Here is a 16503-nt window from a genome sequence, read left to right on the forward strand (position 1 = left end):
CGACCTGTTCTCGGTGCTGATGGGTGAGGACGTCGAGGCGCGGCGCTCCTTCATCCAGCGCAACGCCAAGGACGTCCGCTTCCTCGACATCTGAGCCTGCGCCAGCAACACCCTCCCGACGCGGGGCCCGCAGCCGCGGGCCCCGCCGCACTCCGTCCTCCGCCGGTCGCCGACGGCTCCGGCTACCGGCTGAGCGACCTGAGCGCCGCCGCGTCGTACGGCTCCAGCTCGTCGAAGCGGTTGCCGAGGACCTTCGCCGCCCACTGCGGGTCCTGGAGCAGCGCCCGGCCGACGGCGACCATGTCGAACTCGTCGCGTTCCATGCGGTCCAGGAGGTTGTCGATGTCGCCGAGCGCCGCACCCTCGCCGGCGAAGGCGCGGATGAAGTCGCCGTCGAGGCCGACGGAGCCGACGGTGATGGCCGGCCGGCCGGTGAGCTTCTTCGTCCAGCCCGCCAGGTTCAGGTCCGAGCCCTCGAACTCCGGGAGCCAGTAGCGCCGGGTGGAGGCGTGGAACGCGTCGACGCCCGCCGCCGCCAGCGGGGCCAGGATCGCCTCCAGTTCCTCCGGGGTCTGTGCGAGCCGTGCGTCGTAGGCCTCCTGCTTCCACTGCGAGTAGCGGAAGATCACCGGGAAGTCGGCCGGGACGCGCTCGCGGACCGCGGCCACGATCTCCGCGGCGAACTTCGTACGGGCCACCGCGTTGCCGCCGTAGGCGTCGGTGCGGCGGTTGGTCCGCTCCCACAGGAACTGGTCGAGCAGGTAGCCGTGGGCGCCGTGCAGTTCGATGCCGTCGAAGCCGATCCGCTCGGCCTCCGCGGCGGCGTCGGCGAACGCGCCGATGACGTCGTCGAGGTCGGCGCGCGTCATCGCCTTGCCGGTCCCCTCGGTGCCGTCGACACGGATGCCGGAGGGGCCGACGGCGGGGGCGTCGGTGTACGGTGCCTCGCCCTGCTTGCGCACCATGCCTATGTGCCACAGCTGAGGCACGATCGTGCCGCCCGCCTCGTGCACGGCCGCGGCGACCTTCGCCCACCCCGCCAGCTGGTCCTCGCCGTGGAACCGCGGCACCCGGTCGCTCTGCCCGGCGGAGTCGTGGCCGACGTAGGTGCCCTCGGTGACGATCAGGCCCACACCCGCGGCGGCCCGGCTGGCGTAGTACGCCTGCACGTCCTCGCCGGGCACGCCGCCGGGGGAGAACATCCGCGTCATCGGCGCCATCGCGATGCGGTTGGGGACGGTCAGGCCGTTCAGCTTGAGGGGCCGGGACAGGATCTCGGCCGCGCGGGAGGCGGTGGACGTGGTGACGGTCATGCGGGTCCTCCGGGTTGAGGCTGTGGCTCGTCGGGGTGACAACGAGAAGTGCATAATACACATGCTATGTATCATGCATATTGCTGTCGGGCCTCGTGCGGCGCCGCCCGCAGGCCGAGCCGTGCAGGGGTCCGCCGGACCCCGGGTTCACAGGTCCGCGATAATGGAGCGCCGGAAGGAGCAGGAGGCGCAGTGCTGGAGAAACTCGAGCGGGAGCTGATGCTGCTCTCGCGGCACCAGGTGCTGGCCCGGCGTGAGCGCGACCCCGAACGCCTGGAGCGGTCGGCGTACTTGCTGCTCAGCCGGATCGACACACAAGGCCCCATGTCCATCGGCCAGTTGGCAGAGGCTTTCGGGCTCGACACCTCGACCGTGAACCGCCAGACGGCCGCGCTGCTGCGCTGCGGACTGGCCGAACGCGTCGCGGACCCGGGCGGCGGCATGGCCCGCAAGCTGTGCATCACCGTCGAAGGCGGGCGCCGGCTCGCCGAAGACCGTGAGGTCAACCGTTCCTGCCTGGCCCGGGTGGTCGCCGACTGGTCCCCGGAGGAAGTGGGGGAGCTGGCGGACGTCCTGGTCCGGCTCAACCGCAGCGCCGAGGCCCTCGAAGGGCGATACTGGCCGCGCGCGGAAGACGACGACCCCCGCGCCACAGGCTGCCCGCCGGTCCCGCATGAACCTCGCGGATGACGCGCGCCGACCGCGTATGGGCGCTGGCTCTTCCCGAGGGTGAGCGGCCGAGCCCTGCCCGCCGCGCGGCCGCGCACTCGCCGGCCGCCGTGCTGCTCAGCGCCGCCGGACTCGTACTCTGCACGCTCGTGCCGGACGGCGTGGCCGCGCCGCATCGAGCGCACCGGCCGGACCGGTTGCCCCACCGTGCGCGGCCGGCGCCGTGAGACCGATTACGTGATCGGCTGCGTGGTCCCGTCAGGCAGCGCACAGGCGTAACCGGCGTAGGGCCGTGCCGTGATCTGTCCGCCCGCAGCCGTGCACTCGTCTCTGGTGATGTTCGGAGACGAGGCGGCTTCAGCGCTGACGGCGCCGACGGCGCTCATGCCGGCAAGGGTTGCCGCGGCCAGGGCCAGGCCCAGGATTCTTCGCATGCGCATGACTTCCTCCTCTTGGACGCCTCCGCCGTCCGGCCTTCGGGAGGGACAAGTCTCAGGACGAGGGCGCCCTACTACTCAGCATGGGCGCTCCACATGAGGCCCGCAGCTCGACGCCGCCGGCCCGCCAGCGGGCGGACGCCGCCCAGTAGGGGTGGGTGCACAGGCTCCCGGAGAGGGCGATCAGCCGACGTCTCAGCACGGTCGTACCGGCCCCGGCGGGGGCCTGCGCGAGCTCGGCGTAGGTCTGCTGCCACGCCCTTTGGAGGCTGAGCAGGTCATCGGGGAAGCGGGACGGTGATCTCACCGTTCCATTGCAACATATGTTCGAATATCTGCGCGAGCGCCCGCCGGCCAGCCGGTCACCCCACGAACCGCCCGTCGGTGACGGACGCGAAGGACGCTTACGTCATCGGTCTGTTTCTGCCCCCGGCTCGAAGACCTTCTACGACCGCAAACGAGCCGAGGGCAAGAGCCACAAGCAGGCGATTCTCGCCCTTGCCCGCCGCCGCATGATGCCGGTCGAGCCGGTGAAGGTAGGTTGATCACCAGTTGCTGGAGGCCGCGGGGGAGGAGCTGCTGTGACAGAGATCGAGGTCCCCGGACCTGACCCCGGCTGGCAGCCGGCCACACAACCGCCCTACTACACCGGCAAGAACCCCGCTCTGCAGTACAGCCTCTGGGAGCACTCCGCCCCGCTGTTCCAGATGATCGGAGCACTGGCGTTGCCGGTGCAGCCCGTTGCCGAGCGGCTGCGTCTGCGCGTGGAGCGGTCCTGGGACGGGCTGGACGGGCTCGACGTCGTTGTGTTCCGGCTGGAAGGCTTCACCTTCGCGATCAACAAGCACGACGACCATCCGCTCGGCTACTCGTATATCTGGCTCACCCAGCCACACGAACAAGCCGACAAGGCCCTGGACACCCTCCTGGAGGCGGTCGGGGTCGGGGAGGACGCCATCGCATTCCGCGGAGATGCTCACGATTACCGAGCGGAGCGGATCGCCGTCGGTTCTCCTGAAAGGGTCTCCGGCGTCCCCGTGCGGACCTCTCTGTGGGCACGGTTCCGGCGTGCCATCGGCATGACATCAGCCACCCGGTAAGCACCTTCGACGTTTGGCAACGGTCATGGGGAATCAGTCACAGGAGGGACTTGGCGCTTTGGCCGGCCTCGTCTTCCTGGGACGGGATGGCCGAGCTCTTCGCATGGCTGGGCCGCCCGGGGGCGCCGGGTGCGGCTACTCCCTGGCTGCCATCCGTGGCTGCACGGGCTCGGCCGCCCGGCGCCCCACGACGGCCCCCTTCTCGGGCTGGACGTGGGCGAGGAGCCGGTCCGGGTTCCGTCCGCCGACCAGCGGCAGCCAACCCACTCTGCGGACACGCCGCCCTAGTCCCGCCAGGCGCTGCGAGGAACGCCAAGATCGACCCGTGCCTGTTCGTGATAGCGGTTCATCAGCGCTATCAGATCCCCTTCCACGGGGGTGGCACCGTCGTTTCTGGTCGCGATTTCCTCCTGCCACAGGGCGAGGTTGACTTCGTGGGCGGCCTCGATCGCTGCCGGCGAGGCCAGAAGGACGAGGGTCTCGAACAGCACAGACCTCCTCAGCTCGGCCGTCTCCATCGCGGCGAGATACTCCCGCCGGTCATCCGTTCCTGCCGCCGCCTGCCGGGCTCGTTTGGCCGTGCTCGATATTTCCTTCACGCACGCGGCGTACTCGATGTAGGTGTCGAGTTTGCGCTCGTCCCAGCGCGTCGCCATGGACCGTTGGTGCCGGGTGCGCTCAGCCATGGTCGTCGCCAGGAATGAGGTCAGGGCACCGACGAGGACGCCGATGAGCGTCACTATCTGAGTGATCATGACAGCGAACCTTGGCCTCGTTCGGGCCATGATGGCAAGACCGGGCGGAGCCGCAACGGCCGGCTGGCTGTGGCGGCGGCCTCCAGTTTGTGGTGGCCGTCGAGGAGGAAGTGGGTCAGGCCCCAGTGTCGGTACTGGTCGATCGGCATCCCGATGGCGGGTTCGCACACGTCCAGCGTGGAGATCGCCACCGCCGTGGGGACCGTTCCCCGTCCCATGAGTGCGACGTACTCCTCGACACGCAGCGGTCATCATCCGGTGACTGTCAACGTCTGCTGTATCGCCGCTGCTCGGACAGAGGCTTCTTCAATCTGGCGTCGGCCAGTCTGGCCTCGGCTCCAGATGAATGCGCGCCAACGACGCGGTGTCTCGCTGCTCCAGTTCCGGAACTCCTCGATCGCGACATTGTCGGACAGCCGCCACCGGATGGTGGGGCCTGAGGCTTCGGGGACGTCGGTGAGGCCGTCGAGCTGCTCGGCGAGTGCGAAGCTGTCCACCTCGGCTGTGATGCGGTCCCAGGTCGCGACCGTGTCGGTGAGGGCATGGGATTCGATGAGTGCCGGTAGGGACGGGGCAATTTCGAGGAACGTGCCGCCTCCATCGTCCACTCCGACTCGTCCGTCCGTGTGCACCAGGTAGCGCACTGGAGAGGAGACACGTTCTCCGAACCAATCGAAGTACCAGCCGTGGGTAGAGCCGGTCGCCATACGCTGACCCAGGTCGTAGTGCCACTCGCGGAGCGTGTCGTGGCGTTCGCCCTGGACGGTGTAGCTGCTTCGCACCTGGTAGCGGAGTCCGCCGTATCTCTGCTCGAATCCTTCCCGGCGGATGACGAGCATCATGGGTGTGGGGTTCAACTGGCCAACGCCGTCCCGGATCCGCAGGAACTCTGTGGATAGTCGGGGTTCCTGCTGATGATCGCGCCAACCGGTTCGTTCGAGCAGACTCTGGGCACGGGTGGAAAGACCGGCGGAGTCATCCAGGATGTGCATCCTGCACTTCTTTTTCCATGTCAGGGTGTGGATTCGTAGGCTCTCACGGTACCGGGTCGAGTCGCTTCGATCCCCAGACGCCCAGCTGGCCAAGGAAAGACCCAGCTACGACGGCCAGATGACTGCTCCGTCACGCACCACCAGCGGCTCCGGCTCGCGCTCTTCATAGAACCGGGTCCATCCCAGGTTGACGCTGCCATCGGGGCGTCGATGAAAATCGCCAGCCTTGTTCGCGAGCCAGGTGAGGAGTTCGCCAGTGCGCTCGAAGTCGTCGGGGTGGATCTCTTGCCGACTGGTCAGAGCCCAGGCATTACGCCGGGTGTCCTGCTTGCGCAACAGGACCGAGACAAGTGCACCGTCCACCTTGGACGCCTCGCCGTGGCGGCCCAGAAGAGGCTCAGGATGGTCCTCGACGATGAGTTCCGCGTGATCATCCTCCACCACAAACGGAAAATCGGTCACGATTCGGAGGGCCTTGGGCTGGGGGCCCAGCCCAAGGTGCCATTGGAGCTCGGCGAGTTCCTCCTCCGACAATTCGTCGCGCAGGTCCAGCGTGAGCATGAGTTCAAAGATGTCAGCCATATCCGCACATGCTAGTGCTCACGTCTGACAGTCCGACCCTCGTCAGCTGGTGGACCTCCCCACGTGGACGGGCAGGGCGGATTGAAAACAAGTTCAACAGCGCGGAGGCGTGGGGACCATGGCTGGAGGCCACGGCTGCGGTGCACGACACGGCCACCGATCTGGTCCAGGCTGCCCGAGTTGGAGATCCTTGCGTCACAAGGGTCCCTGCCCCGGTGGTCGGATGACGCGGCTCTCCAGATGGCGGTAGGACCGTTGCTGGTCGTACCAGCGCTCATGCCCAGCGTCGCGGAAGTTGAGCTTGCACCAGCGGGAGTCCTGATATCCAGGTGCAGAGCGCCAGTAACCCGCGAGTACACAGAGGTGGTTCCACTCGTCACGGAGGCGCTCCAGCCGCTCCTCCGCTCGCACCCGGCGTTCCACCTCGGTGGGCACCGGAGGCAGTGGAATCCCGACCGGGACACGGGCACGGCCGGGTGTTCCGCCGGTGATGGCCCACTCCAAGGCGAGGACCAGCGTGGCTACCGCTTCCGCGAGTGCCGAGGCGGTGATGCTCTCCTCGCTGTCTGCTGGGTGGGCACTTGCCGCTCGCTCCAGTCGCGGAAGCAGGAAGTCGCCGATCTCCCACACAATGTCGGTCGTCAACTCATCGGCGTACCGCGGACCGCTCCCTGTCGGGTTGACATCGCTCGTCAAACTTCCCCCTCCGGTTTGGGCTCCAGACGCCTGACCGCTCGGCTTGGCTGACCGCCTCGTCTGTCAGGTGTCGTACTGGCCATCCCATGGAGCCGAGAACCCCAGTCCATCGGGATACAGCTCAGCCCAGTCTTCCTCGCCATCTTGATCCTCGGCGTGGCATTCGGTGACAAGGCCAAAGAGCACACCGTCATTGGTGAGCTGGAACGGCCGGATTGCGATGTCGCAGTACTCACGTTCCGGGAGGCCAGAGAGGACGGCGTCCAACCGTGCTTCCGCGCGGGCGATCACAGAGTCCTCGCCCCGTGGACGCTTCACGTGCTCTGCCCACGTGCCGGCGCACCAGATGTCGGAACCCTGATAGTTACCGGCAGCGTCGAACTTGTGCAGCACGACAAGGAGCCGCTTCTGCTCCTCCCAGCCATCTGCCATCACGAACCCTTCGGGGAACGCATAGGTGATCGAAGCCAGGAACTGGCCAGCGCTGAACCGGCCGATGGTGCTCGTTCGATAGTCCGGCTCATACGCGATGGGGATGATCTCAGGGACGGCCATGGCCGCACTCTAAAACCTTCCAGATCCTGACCCTCACCGGGTTGGGGATCGGACACGGGTACTCAGGAGCAACGGAAGGTATTCGCCCTCCGGCAGCAACGCACCGAACGCATCGATCACGCCGCCGCCGTCCGGATCGTCCAGTGCGCCGGTGAGCCGTTCCTGCACGCTCTCCAGGGACAGCTTCTGCCTCGCGGTCTCCAGCCGGCGGAACAGGAACGGGCACGTTCCGCAATAGAAGCCGAGCTCGAAGCACGTATCGGGCCGGTCGGGCCGGCTGATGTGCTGAGTCCCGGTGGGCGTGAAGGTGCACTGCGGGTGGCGGGCCGGCTATCTCCGTGTGCGCCCGGCCCGCGCCCATGACGAGCCTGTCGCCGTCCACATCCGGTCGGACTGGAGCTGGAGCGGTGGAGCCATGTCGCCGAAGGACTCGCCGAACGCGCGCGGAGACCCTGCCAGTTCCTGCAGCACACGGTCCGCTGCGTCGTCGCCGACGCGGCCGGGCGCCAGGGCCGCGCAGCCCCGAACGTCCGCGTGCGGGCTGGTCGGCCAGGGGCGCGTGTCGCCCCGAGGTGGCCGAGGGCGATCAGCATCGTTGCCAGGTCGTGCGAGGAATCGGGGGCCCGGGTCATCGACGTCAACTGCTTCAACAGCGCCGGACGTTGCGGCAAGGCCGAGGGGTGGCCGGGCCAGTGCCCCGATGGCTGCGGCTGCACAGGCCCTGCGCCTGCCACGTTCCGACGCGAGGTGTGGCAGCGCCCGCCGCAGAAGCGCGGGAACCAGGTCGAAGCAGGCGAGCGTCGCCTGATCGAGGACAAGTTCGCCCAGCTCCGTGCCGTCCTGCCACATCCGGGCCCGGGCATCGACATCGGCTGACAGGTAGGAGGCGGTCCGGGCCTGCAGCTCCGGTGCACGGTTCGCGACCTGAGCGCGGATCTCCTCAGCCCGGGTGCCGAGGTCGGCGGCGATGCCCACCGCATGCAGGTGGGCGAGCATCGCGTCCGGCAGTGGGGGATCGTCCAGGAGTTCGGCGACAAGCAGTGCGGTGGGCGCCGTCGAGGGCCAGGCCTTGCCTTCACGGCGAAGCGTCGCCGACCAGAGGTGGGAGTAGCCGTCGACGAACGCCTTTGCATCGTCGCCAAGGAGTGCTGCCGGATGCCGCGGTGTATCGGAGGCAGGCCCGACGGCATGGAACAGTCCGGACCGGTCCACGTCGTCCATGCGATCCACCGGCAAGATGATCCGAAGGAAACGGGCTAGCCGCTGGAGCGGGGCTGGTCGGTGGTGGCGAGCAGGGCGTGCACGGCCGTCTCCATGGTGCGGGCTGCCGCTTCGGCGCTCAGGCCACTGCTGCGCCAGTGGTACCAGGCGCCCCAGGTCGTCACCGCGTCCAGCCCGTAGAGGACTTCGGCCCCGCGGGCGGCGGGCAGGCGTTCGAGTTCCTCCGCGAAGATCTCGGCCAGTCGCGCCCGCGCGAGGTCCAGCACCTCTCGGGTGACCTCGGCGACGCGTCCCCCCGGGGCTTCCAGGCGCATCAGGGTCAGCTGGGCCGGCGTGATCCACTCCAGGATCCGGGCCCGCTGTTCCGTCAGGGCCGCTACCCGGGTGTCGCGCGGACCGGAGGTCGGAAGCGGCCTGATCTGCTCGATCAGCTGCTCCAGCCGGCGGGTGATGGCCGTCTCCACCAGCTCGGACATGTCGGCGAAGTGGTGGAACACCAGGCGCCGGGACACGCCCGCGCGCTCGGCCACCCGCTCGGCGGGGAAGCTGGATTCCCCGTCGTCGAGCAGGGACAGTACGGCCTCGGCGATCTTCACCCGGGACTGGCGGCCGCGCTCGGCGCGGCCGTCCGTGGCGCGACCGTCCGTGGCGCGACCGTCCGTGGCGCGGCCGTCCGTGGCGCGGCCGTCCGTGGCGCGGCCGTCCGTGGCGCGGCCGTCCGTGGCGCGGCCGTCCGTTGCGCGGTCCTCGGACCCCGGTCGTCGGGCCGACTGGTTCACGGCGCCCCTCCCCACTTCGCTGGGTGCCATTGTCGCAAACGAACCGGTGCAACTCCTCCTGGTGGCGCGCGGACGCTCTCCCCGGGCCCGTCACTCGCCCTCCAGGTGCCGACCGTACGGGTGGCGGAGCGCGACCGTCCCGGGGAGCCGCGTGGCGCGCCTGTTTGGTCCGGTGCGTACGCGTCTACTGGGAACCCGTTCACTGCTGTCGGACCAGGCCAGGGAACAGGTACGGGTGGTGTAGTCGACGTGGACCCGGGCCAGGCCGGGTTCGGTGTCGACCTGGCGCCCTCCGAGCATTCCCCGGAATCATTGCACTGCGAGTGCAAGCATGATGGTGCGGCAGAGGCCGATGGACTGTCGAGGGTCCGGACGCACGCCGAAGCGTGCCGTGCTTCCCCGGACCGGCCTGGCGCCCCACCCGCCGGGAAGGTCCGGTGTCGCGGCCCGAACGATGGCTTTGCGGCCTGTGTGCTGGGCGTGTGACCTGCGGTTTCGTCGTCCGGCAGGCGGCCGCTGGAGCCTCCGTGCATGCTGGGGAAACCGGGGAGCCGGAGTCGGCCGGCGACCAGTGTCAGAACGACGACGGAGGCGGACCGCACGAACGATCCGCCGATCCCGCGAGCCGTACGGGGACACATCATGAGCCAAGCCATGCTCCGGCAGATCATCGACTACTCCAGCCGCGCCGATCCGTACCCGCTGTACGGAGGAGCTGCGCAAAACGCCGGTGTTCCACGACGAGGACGGGCCGTACGTCGTCAGCACGTACTACGAGATACAGAGCCTGCTGCACGATCCGCGCATCAGCTCGGACCCCCGCAACCTGACACTGCCGTCGAGCGATCCGCTGGCGCAGGAGGACGGGGACGACTCGGCGCTGCCCCCGGTGTTCCTCAAGCTCGACCCGCCGGACCACGACCGGCTGCGCCGCATCACGAACCGGCCGTTCGGGCCGCCGCACTCGCCGCACAAGGTCCACGACATGCGCGGCGAGCTCGGCGGCATCGTCTCGGGCCTCATCGAAGGCATCGTCGACGCGGGCTCCCCGGAACGGATCGACCTGGTCGACCAGTTCTCCTACCCCTTCCCGGTGACGGTGATCTGCCGGCTGCTGGGGGTACCGCACGAGGACGAACCCCGCTTCCACGGCTGGGCCGACACCATCGCCGCCAGCCTGGACCCCGATCCTGACGCCGACCCCGGCGAGAAGCCGAAGGGCGCCGCCGACGCGCAGATGGAGCTCGGCATGTAGCTGGCCGGGCTGATCGAGGAGCGCCGCAAGGACCCGGGCGAGGACATGCTGTCCCAGCTGGCGGCCGCCACCGAGGAGCCGGACGGGTCCATGAGCACGCTGGAGGCCATCAGCACCGCGGCGCTGCTGCTGATCGCGGGCCACGAGACCACGGTCAACCTGATCACGAACGGCATGCTGACCCTCCTGCGCCACCCGGACGTCCTCCAGCGGCTGCGCGAGGACCCGCAGCTGTCCGTACCGATCATCGAGGAACTGCTGCGGTACGAACCGCCCGTGCAGCTCCTGCCACGGCGCAGCACGCTCGACGACATCGAGGTGGGCGGGGTGAACATCCCCAAGGGGGCCACGGTTTCGCTGATCCTGGCTTCCGGGAACCGCGACCCGAAGCGGTTCGAGCACCCGGACCGCTTCGACCCCGACCGCGGGGACATCCAGCACCTCGGCCTCGGCAGCGGCATCCACAGCTGCTTCGGCGCCCCGCTGGCGCGTATGGAGGCCCAGCTGGCCCTCAGCGAGCTGGCCCGCAGACTGGAGAACCCGCGGCTGCTGGAGGACCCGCCCCCGTACCGCCGGAACGCGGTGCTCCGCGGCCCCCGCCACCTGCCGATCGCCTGCGACGGCATCCGCCCCTGACCCCCTGACCCAGGGGGAACCGGCGCACCCCCACACGCTCAGGTGGCGGTTCCGCCGGGCTGGAGGACGGCCTCGACGTCGACCGTGACGTCGACCATGGGGCTGACGACCACTCCGCCGCGGTCGACCACATCGTTCCAGCTCACCCCGAACTCATGTCGGTCGATGCGCGTCGTGGCGACGAATCCGGCGCGCCGCCGGGGCCCGAGGTCCTGCCCCTCCACCCACCAAGGGGTGTCCCACTGTCCCAGGTAGGTGACGTCGAAGGCCACGGGGCGCGTCACGCCGCGTACCGTGAGATCTCCGGTGACCTCGAACTCGGTTCCGCTCACCTGGTGAACGCGCGACCCGACGAACGTCCACGTCGGGTGGCGCTCGACGTCGAAGAAGTCGGCACTGCGGAGGTGGGCGTCGCGCTGGGGCTGACCGGTGTACACCTGGGTCGCGTCGATCGTCACCTCGACGCGGGCCTCCTCCGGCCTGTCGGGATCGACCTCCAGCGAGCCGTGCACGTTCTTGAGCTGTCCGCGCACGTAGGTGACCATCATGTGCCTGGCCCGGAACTCCGCCGCGGTGTGACCGGGTTCGAAGAACCATGTGGTCATGGCCATCGGTGCCCCTGACGGCCCTCTTCATCGGTGTTCGTGTTCGGTCACGCCTTCGGCGACGAGGGCGACGCCGATGCCCAGCAGCCAGAGGTCCTTGGCCAGGGCGATTCCCTGCTCGGTCGGGCGCAGGCTGCCCTCCTCCCGCATCCCCGGCGTACGCAGGTAGAGCCCGAGGGTGCCGACGGAGAACGCGGTCAGCGCAGCCCCGGCGACAGCGGCAGGGACGACCGGTACGAGCAGCGTGGCGGCAATCGCGAGCTCCCCGACGGAGAGCAGCCTGGTGAACTTCCGGGCGTCCTGCTTCTCCAGGAACGGATAGGTCGTGGCGGCGAACTGCTGCAGCCTCTCGGCGGTGGCCTCGTCCGCACCGAGCTTCGAGATCCCGGAGTTCAGGAAGAACGCGCCGGTCGTCAGCCGCAGCGGAAATTGCCGCGCGGCGGAACGCCGTGCCGAAGCGGATAGCATGCCGTGCCTCCCAACATGTACCCCACGTACCACCCTGCCACCCCTTCGAAGCATGTCAAACGGGGGTCGGCCGTCCCCGACCGGTCCCGCTGCGCGAAGAGAGCGGCGACGCCGGTCCCGGCACGCAGGGGGCGTGCCGGGACCGGCGTCATCGTGCGAGGAAGCGATCAGGCGGGCCGGCCGCCGAAGGGGGCGCCGGTGCCGTAGTAGGTGCCCAGCTCTTCCCGGTAGTCGGCGTCGCCGAGGTGCTTGTCCCGGTGGAACTCGGGGGCGGCCTTGATCTGTTCCTTGGTGCGGTCGACGAGGAGCCTCCTCTCCTCCGGGTCGATCCTGACGACCGTGCTCGCCGGCAACAGGACCTCCTTGCCGAAGATCCATACGCCGGTGTCCACGACCAGGTAGGCGTCACCGACCTCGTCGGAGTGCTTGTCGACCTTGCCGATGCTGCCGTCGGTCGCCTCGACCTTGTAGCCGGTCAGGTCCGTACCGGCCAGGTGGCCCGCGGTCGGCTGATAACTCCACACCTTCTCAGTCACGCGAAAACAACTCCTCGGTCAATGGAGGACGGCGGGGAAATGCTTCTCTGCCGGTCCTCCTTGGTCCGTACGTCATGCGCGGCGGGTCTGCGTTTCCGCCCTGGACTTCGCCTGCCCCGCTTTCACCGCTCCACGCACCCGGACCGGTATGAGGGGTCGGGACGGCCGCCGCCGATCGCTTTCGATGAGGGCCACCGAGGCTGTTGGAGCCGTGTTGGTGGCCCGTTGTGGCTGTCGGACACGATGCACCGCGAGGAACAACGGACGGCAGGGCGTGCCGCGGCGTGCGGACGGCTCGTGCCCACAACCCGGAAGGAATCTCATGCCGAGGACTTTTGCCCGCCGGACCGCTCTCGTGGCGGCGGCGACCGCACTGGCCGCCACCATGATGGGCGGAGCCGCGAACGCCTCCACCGGCGCCCCGTACATCGGCAACGGCTACGCGAACAACACCCACGCCGTGTGGTGCGTACAGCGCATGATCAACTATGCGGTCGACCGCGGCCGTTACTGGGGTGTCGCCAAGGTCGCCGAGGACGGCGTCTGGGGTCCGAAGACCCGCCAGGCCGTCATAGATGTCCAGAACGGCACGGGCGGCAGCCTGAAGGCCGACGGCGTCGTGGGCCCGAAGACCGGCGACATGCTGATGTTCGAGGGGGACCCCTACTACAGCGGTGGCGGGGCGGGCAACGGCTACTGCCACACCTACCTGCCGACCACGTACTAGAGCGCGTTCTGTCCCGGCAAGGAGAACTCGGCTGCTGGGAAGGACAGTTGCCGCCACGGGTGCCGTGGCCGGTGACACGGATGCGGGCGGACGGGAGACCGCCCGCATCCGCGCGGCGCCACGCCGAAATCCATGGATCTTGCGAACCCCGAGCGGCTTACGATCTGCCCCAGCCGGTCCCTCCGACACGCGGACGCCGACCGTTGACGCTTGGGGGAGCGCGATGCTGAGGTTCGGGCTACTTGGACCGCTGGTGGTGCACGACGGTACGGGGCTGACGCCGGTCGCGGGGCTCAAGGTTCGCGTCCTGCTGGCCGCCCTGCTTCTCCAGGCCAACCGCGTGGTGCCCAAGGACGCCCTCAAAGAGGCCATGTGGGGCGAGCGGCTCCCGTCCAGCGTCGAGGCGTCCTTCGCGAACCATGCGACCCGGCTGCGCAGGATCCTCTCCGCCACCGAGGACAACCGCCTGCTCACTGTGGCGCCGGGCTATCAACTCCTCGTACAGGACGGCGAACTGGACGTCGAGGTGTTCGAGGCCCGGGCGCGCGCCGCCGGCCTCGCGCATCACGCGGGGGACTGGCACAAGGTCCGCGCGGAGAGCGGGGCGGCGCTGGCCCTGTGGCGCGGGGAGCCCCTCGCCGATCTGTCCCCGTTCTCCGAGGACCGGGCCCCGTCCCTGCGTGTCCACCAGCTCGCCGAGGCGCGCCTCCAGATCCGCGAGTGGGCCTTCGACGCCGATCTCCACCTCGGGCGCCACCGCGAGATCTGCACCGAACTCGCCGCCCTGGCCGCCGAGAACCCACTGCGCGAGGCACTCCACCGCCAGCTCATGCTCGCCCTGCACCGCAGTGGACGCCAGGCCGACGCGTTCGACGTCTTCCACGCACTGCGGCGGTCGCTGGTCGACGAACTCGGTACGCAACCCGGTGCCGCCGTCCACCAGGCGTACCAGGAACTGCTCGACCAGGAGCAGGAGCAGGAGCAGGCTCCGCCCGCCCGTAGCCCATCGCGCGGGCCGGGGCCGGGACCGGGAGAAGGGCCCGGATCGCGGCCGGAGGGTGCGGCTGCGGCCCCGCCTCCCACGCAACTCCCGCCCTCTGTGCCGGAGTTCACCGGTCGGGAAGCCGAGACGGCGGCGGTCTTAGGGCTGCTGCGCCGACCGGTGACGCTCCCGGACGACGACGGCGCCGCCGGCGGCAGCGACGGTCACCGGACGGCGGCGCCCCTGCGGCCCGTCGTCATCTCGGGCATGGGCGGCATCGGCAAGACCGCCCTCGCCGTCCACGTGGCGCGCCTGGTGCGTGACGAGTTCCCGGACGGCACGCTGTACGCGGACCTGCGGGGGTTCAGCAGCGGGGGCGCGCGCTGCGCCCACGACCTGCTCGCCCGCTTCCTGGCCGACCTCGGGGTGCGCCCCGCCGTACTGCCCGACGACACCGACGACCTGGCCACCCTGTTCCGGGCCGCGGTCGCAGGCCGCCGCATCCTGCTGGTCCTGGACAACGCGCGGGACGCGACCCAGGTCGGCCCGCTCCTGCCGCCCGACGGCCCCGCCGCGGCCCTGATCACGAGCCGCCAGCTGCTGGCAGAGGTGCCCGGTGTCGCGATGGTGCGCCTGCGGCCGCTCGGCCCCGACGAGCAGCTGACCCTGCTGTCCAAGCTCTGCGGAGCCGACCGGATCACGGACGAGCCGACGGCCCTGGCCGACATCCTGACCGCCTGCGGGGGCCTCCCGCTGGCCCTGCGGATCGTCGGCGGCAGACTCGCCTCCCGGCCGTCATGGCCGCTGGCGCTGCTGGCCGAGCGCCTCACCCCGCACCGAGGCCGCCTCCAAGCCCTGGCCATGGGCTCGATCGCCGTACGGCACACCTTCGACATGAGCTACCTGGCGATGCGTGCGAGCGGCAACGACCAGGAGCGAGAGGCGGCCCGCGCCTTCCGGCTGCTGGGGCTGTGGCAGCCCCACGCCGTGACCAGCCGGTCGGCCGCCGCCCTGCTGGGTACGACGGAGCACGACGCCGCCGCCGCGCTGGAACTGCTGGTCGACGCGAACCTCGTACACAGCCCCGAGCCCGACGCGTACGCGCTGCACGACCTCCTCGGCGAGTACGCGGCGCAGCGGGCGGCGGAAGAGGTCACCGCTCCGGAGCAGGAGAGCGCCACCCTGAGGCTGCTCACCTGGTACGCGCGGGCCGCCGCCACGGCCTGTGCCGTGGCCAGCCACGAGACGCAGTCCCCGCCGCCGCTCGACGGTCCTCAGGGCCCGGAGCTGCCGGTGTTCGCGGAGGAGGCGGACGCCCTGGTGTGGACCAAGCGGGAACTGCCGGCGATCCGTGAGGCCATCACCCGGGCCGGGGCGCTCGGACGCTCCGACATCGCCTGGCGTCTGGCCGTCGGGCTGTTCGGGTACGCGACCACGCACTGGTGGACCGGCGAGTGGGACGCCTGCCTGCGACAGGCCATGGACATCGCGATGGCGCACGACGACAGGCTCGGGCGCGCCTGGCTCCACCGCAGGATCGCCGTCGCCCACGGGATGGCGGGCCGCAACGAGCAGTGCCTGGAGCACCTGAACGCGTCGCTCGGATTCTTCACCGACGCCGGCGACGAACTGGCGCAGGCCTCGATCCTGGGCAACGTGTCGAGCTTGTACGTCCAGATCGGGGACGCCGAGCGGGGGCTCGCCCACGCCGAGCGGTCGTACGAGCTGTACCGGAAGGCCGGCAACGCCGCCAGCGAGGCGCTGGCCCTGAGCCGGATCGCGGACGCCCAGGAGATGCGGGGCGAACACGACCTGGCGGCGGCGTACTACCAGAAAGTCATCGAGGCGCTCCGCGAGCAGCGGCACGGGGTCTTCCTGGCCACCAGCCTGACCAAGCTCGGCGACATTCACCGGCAACTCGGCCGCCGTGAGGCGGCGTTGGAGGCGCAGGCGGAGGCGCTGGCCATCCGGCGGCGGATGAACGACCTCGGCGGTACGGCCGACTGCCTGGCCTTCATGGCCCGGACGCACCACCAGTTCGGCGAGTGGGACGCCGCGCGGGCCTGCTGGGAGCAGTGCCTGGACCTGGGGCTGCGCCACGGTATGACACAGCACATCGAGCGGAGCCGCGGGGGCCTGGCCGCGCTGCCGTAGGGGGTGCCTTGCCGATCAGGGCGGATCAGGGAGCGTGGCCC

19 protein-coding genes and 1 pseudogene are annotated in these 16503 nt (G+C 69.8%); 6 read left to right on the forward strand and 14 right to left on the reverse strand.

From position 1 onward, the window contains the following. Window positions 1-182: 182 nt before the first annotated feature. Complete coding sequence (locus ACFY04_RS12235; RefSeq protein WP_389116039.1) at window positions 183-1313, reverse strand: NADH:flavin oxidoreductase; 1131 nt, start codon at window positions 1311-1313, stop codon at window positions 183-185. Window positions 1314-1532: 219 nt separating this feature from the next. On the opposite strand from ACFY04_RS12235, the gene ACFY04_RS12240 reads away from it, so the two are divergent. Next, a complete protein-coding gene (locus ACFY04_RS12240) occupies window positions 1533-2003 on the forward strand; it encodes a MarR family winged helix-turn-helix transcriptional regulator (RefSeq protein ID WP_389116526.1) in 471 nt (156 codons plus the stop codon). A 212-nt stretch (window positions 2004-2215) separates the two neighbouring features. Here ACFY04_RS12240 and ACFY04_RS12245 read toward each other — a convergent pair whose 3' ends face one another. Both ACFY04_RS12245 and ACFY04_RS12250 read right to left on the reverse strand, forming a co-directional pair. Next, window positions 2216-2422: a hypothetical protein gene (locus ACFY04_RS12245; protein WP_389116040.1), complete on the reverse strand. Its 207-nt coding sequence runs from the start codon at window positions 2420-2422 to the stop codon at window positions 2216-2218. Between the two features lie 52 nt (window positions 2423-2474). After that, window positions 2475-2726: a hypothetical protein gene (locus tag ACFY04_RS12250; RefSeq protein WP_389116042.1), complete on the reverse strand. Its 252-nt coding sequence runs from the start codon at window positions 2724-2726 to the stop codon at window positions 2475-2477. A 16-nt stretch (window positions 2727-2742) separates the two neighbouring features. On the opposite strand from ACFY04_RS12250, the gene ACFY04_RS12255 reads away from it, so the two are divergent. After that, complete coding sequence (locus ACFY04_RS12255; protein WP_389116544.1) at window positions 2743-2964, forward strand: hypothetical protein; 222 nt, start codon at window positions 2743-2745, stop codon at window positions 2962-2964. Between the two features lie 36 nt (window positions 2965-3000). Further along, window positions 3001-3519, forward strand: coding sequence for a hypothetical protein (locus ACFY04_RS12260; protein ID WP_389116043.1), 519 nt, complete (start codon window positions 3001-3003; stop codon window positions 3517-3519). Between the two features lie 284 nt (window positions 3520-3803). Here the strand turns inward: ACFY04_RS12260 and ACFY04_RS12265 are convergent, their stop codons facing one another. The 8 genes from ACFY04_RS12265 to ACFY04_RS12300 all read right to left on the reverse strand — a co-directional run bounded on the left by ACFY04_RS12265 (window position 3804) and on the right by ACFY04_RS12300 (window position 9099). Continuing rightward, window positions 3804-4274 (reverse strand): hypothetical protein, encoded by a 471-nt coding sequence (locus ACFY04_RS12265; protein ID WP_389116044.1) that lies wholly within the window; start codon window positions 4272-4274, stop codon window positions 3804-3806. Further along, window positions 4271-4492 carry a hypothetical protein gene (locus tag ACFY04_RS12270; RefSeq protein WP_389116045.1) on the reverse strand — a complete coding sequence of 74 codons (222 nt, stop codon included), beginning with the start codon at window positions 4490-4492 and terminating at the stop codon, window positions 4271-4273. Before ACFY04_RS12270 ends, ACFY04_RS12265 begins: the two co-directional genes overlap by 4 nt. Window positions 4493-4525: 33 nt before the next feature. Then, complete coding sequence (locus tag ACFY04_RS12275; RefSeq protein WP_389116047.1) at window positions 4526-5266, reverse strand: hypothetical protein; 741 nt, start codon at window positions 5264-5266, stop codon at window positions 4526-4528. A 105-nt stretch (window positions 5267-5371) separates the two neighbouring features. Beyond that, complete coding sequence (locus ACFY04_RS12280; RefSeq protein WP_389116048.1) at window positions 5372-5848, reverse strand: hypothetical protein; 477 nt, start codon at window positions 5846-5848, stop codon at window positions 5372-5374. 195 nt (window positions 5849-6043) lie between these two features. Continuing rightward, window positions 6044-6493, reverse strand: a complete 450-nt coding sequence (locus tag ACFY04_RS12285; RefSeq protein ID WP_389116050.1) for a hypothetical protein — start codon at window positions 6491-6493, stop codon at window positions 6044-6046. A 114-nt stretch (window positions 6494-6607) separates the two neighbouring features. Further along, the gene (locus ACFY04_RS12290; RefSeq protein ID WP_389116052.1) at window positions 6608-7099 is read right to left on the reverse strand and encodes a hypothetical protein; all 492 of its coding nucleotides are present in this window, start codon (window positions 7097-7099) and stop codon (window positions 6608-6610) included. 330 nt (window positions 7100-7429) lie between these two features. Continuing rightward, window positions 7430-8320 carry a hypothetical protein gene (locus ACFY04_RS12295; RefSeq protein ID WP_389116054.1) on the reverse strand — a complete coding sequence of 297 codons (891 nt, stop codon included), beginning with the start codon at window positions 8318-8320 and terminating at the stop codon, window positions 7430-7432. 35 nt (window positions 8321-8355) lie between these two features. Next, entirely contained in the window at window positions 8356-9099 is a 744-nt protein-coding gene (locus ACFY04_RS12300; RefSeq protein ID WP_389116055.1) for a TetR/AcrR family transcriptional regulator, read from the reverse strand. Between the two features lie 642 nt (window positions 9100-9741). Here ACFY04_RS12300 and ACFY04_RS12305 point away from each other — a divergent pair. Next, window positions 9742-10990 (forward strand): annotated as a pseudogene (locus tag ACFY04_RS12305) (cytochrome P450). Between the two features lie 38 nt (window positions 10991-11028). On the opposite strand, the gene ACFY04_RS12310 reads toward ACFY04_RS12305, so the two are convergent. The 3 genes from ACFY04_RS12310 to ACFY04_RS12320 form a co-directional block, all read right to left on the reverse strand. Continuing rightward, window positions 11029-11601 (reverse strand): YceI family protein, encoded by a 573-nt coding sequence (locus ACFY04_RS12310; protein ID WP_389116057.1) that lies wholly within the window; start codon window positions 11599-11601, stop codon window positions 11029-11031. Between the two features lie 21 nt (window positions 11602-11622). Next, window positions 11623-12063 (reverse strand): hypothetical protein, encoded by a 441-nt coding sequence (locus ACFY04_RS12315; protein WP_389116058.1) that lies wholly within the window; start codon window positions 12061-12063, stop codon window positions 11623-11625. A gap of 167 nt (window positions 12064-12230) precedes the next feature. Beyond that, on the reverse strand, window positions 12231-12599 hold the full coding sequence (locus ACFY04_RS12320; RefSeq protein WP_389116060.1) for a PRC-barrel domain-containing protein: 369 nt from the start codon (window positions 12597-12599) through the stop codon (window positions 12231-12233). Window positions 12600-12921: 322 nt separating this feature from the next. Here ACFY04_RS12320 and ACFY04_RS12325 point away from each other — a divergent pair, with 322 nt between their 5' ends. After that, window positions 12922-13326: a peptidoglycan-binding protein gene (locus tag ACFY04_RS12325; protein WP_389116062.1), complete on the forward strand. Its 405-nt coding sequence runs from the start codon at window positions 12922-12924 to the stop codon at window positions 13324-13326. A gap of 223 nt (window positions 13327-13549) precedes the next feature. Next, the gene (locus ACFY04_RS12330) at window positions 13550-16462 is read left to right on the forward strand and encodes a BTAD domain-containing putative transcriptional regulator (RefSeq protein WP_389116063.1); all 2913 of its coding nucleotides are present in this window, start codon (window positions 13550-13552) and stop codon (window positions 16460-16462) included. Window positions 16463-16503: the final 41 nt, after the last annotated feature.

Source organism: Streptomyces sp. NPDC001549 (genome assembly GCF_042894025.1).
GTDB lineage: Bacteria > Actinomycetota > Actinomycetes > Streptomycetales > Streptomycetaceae > Streptomyces > Streptomyces kutzneri.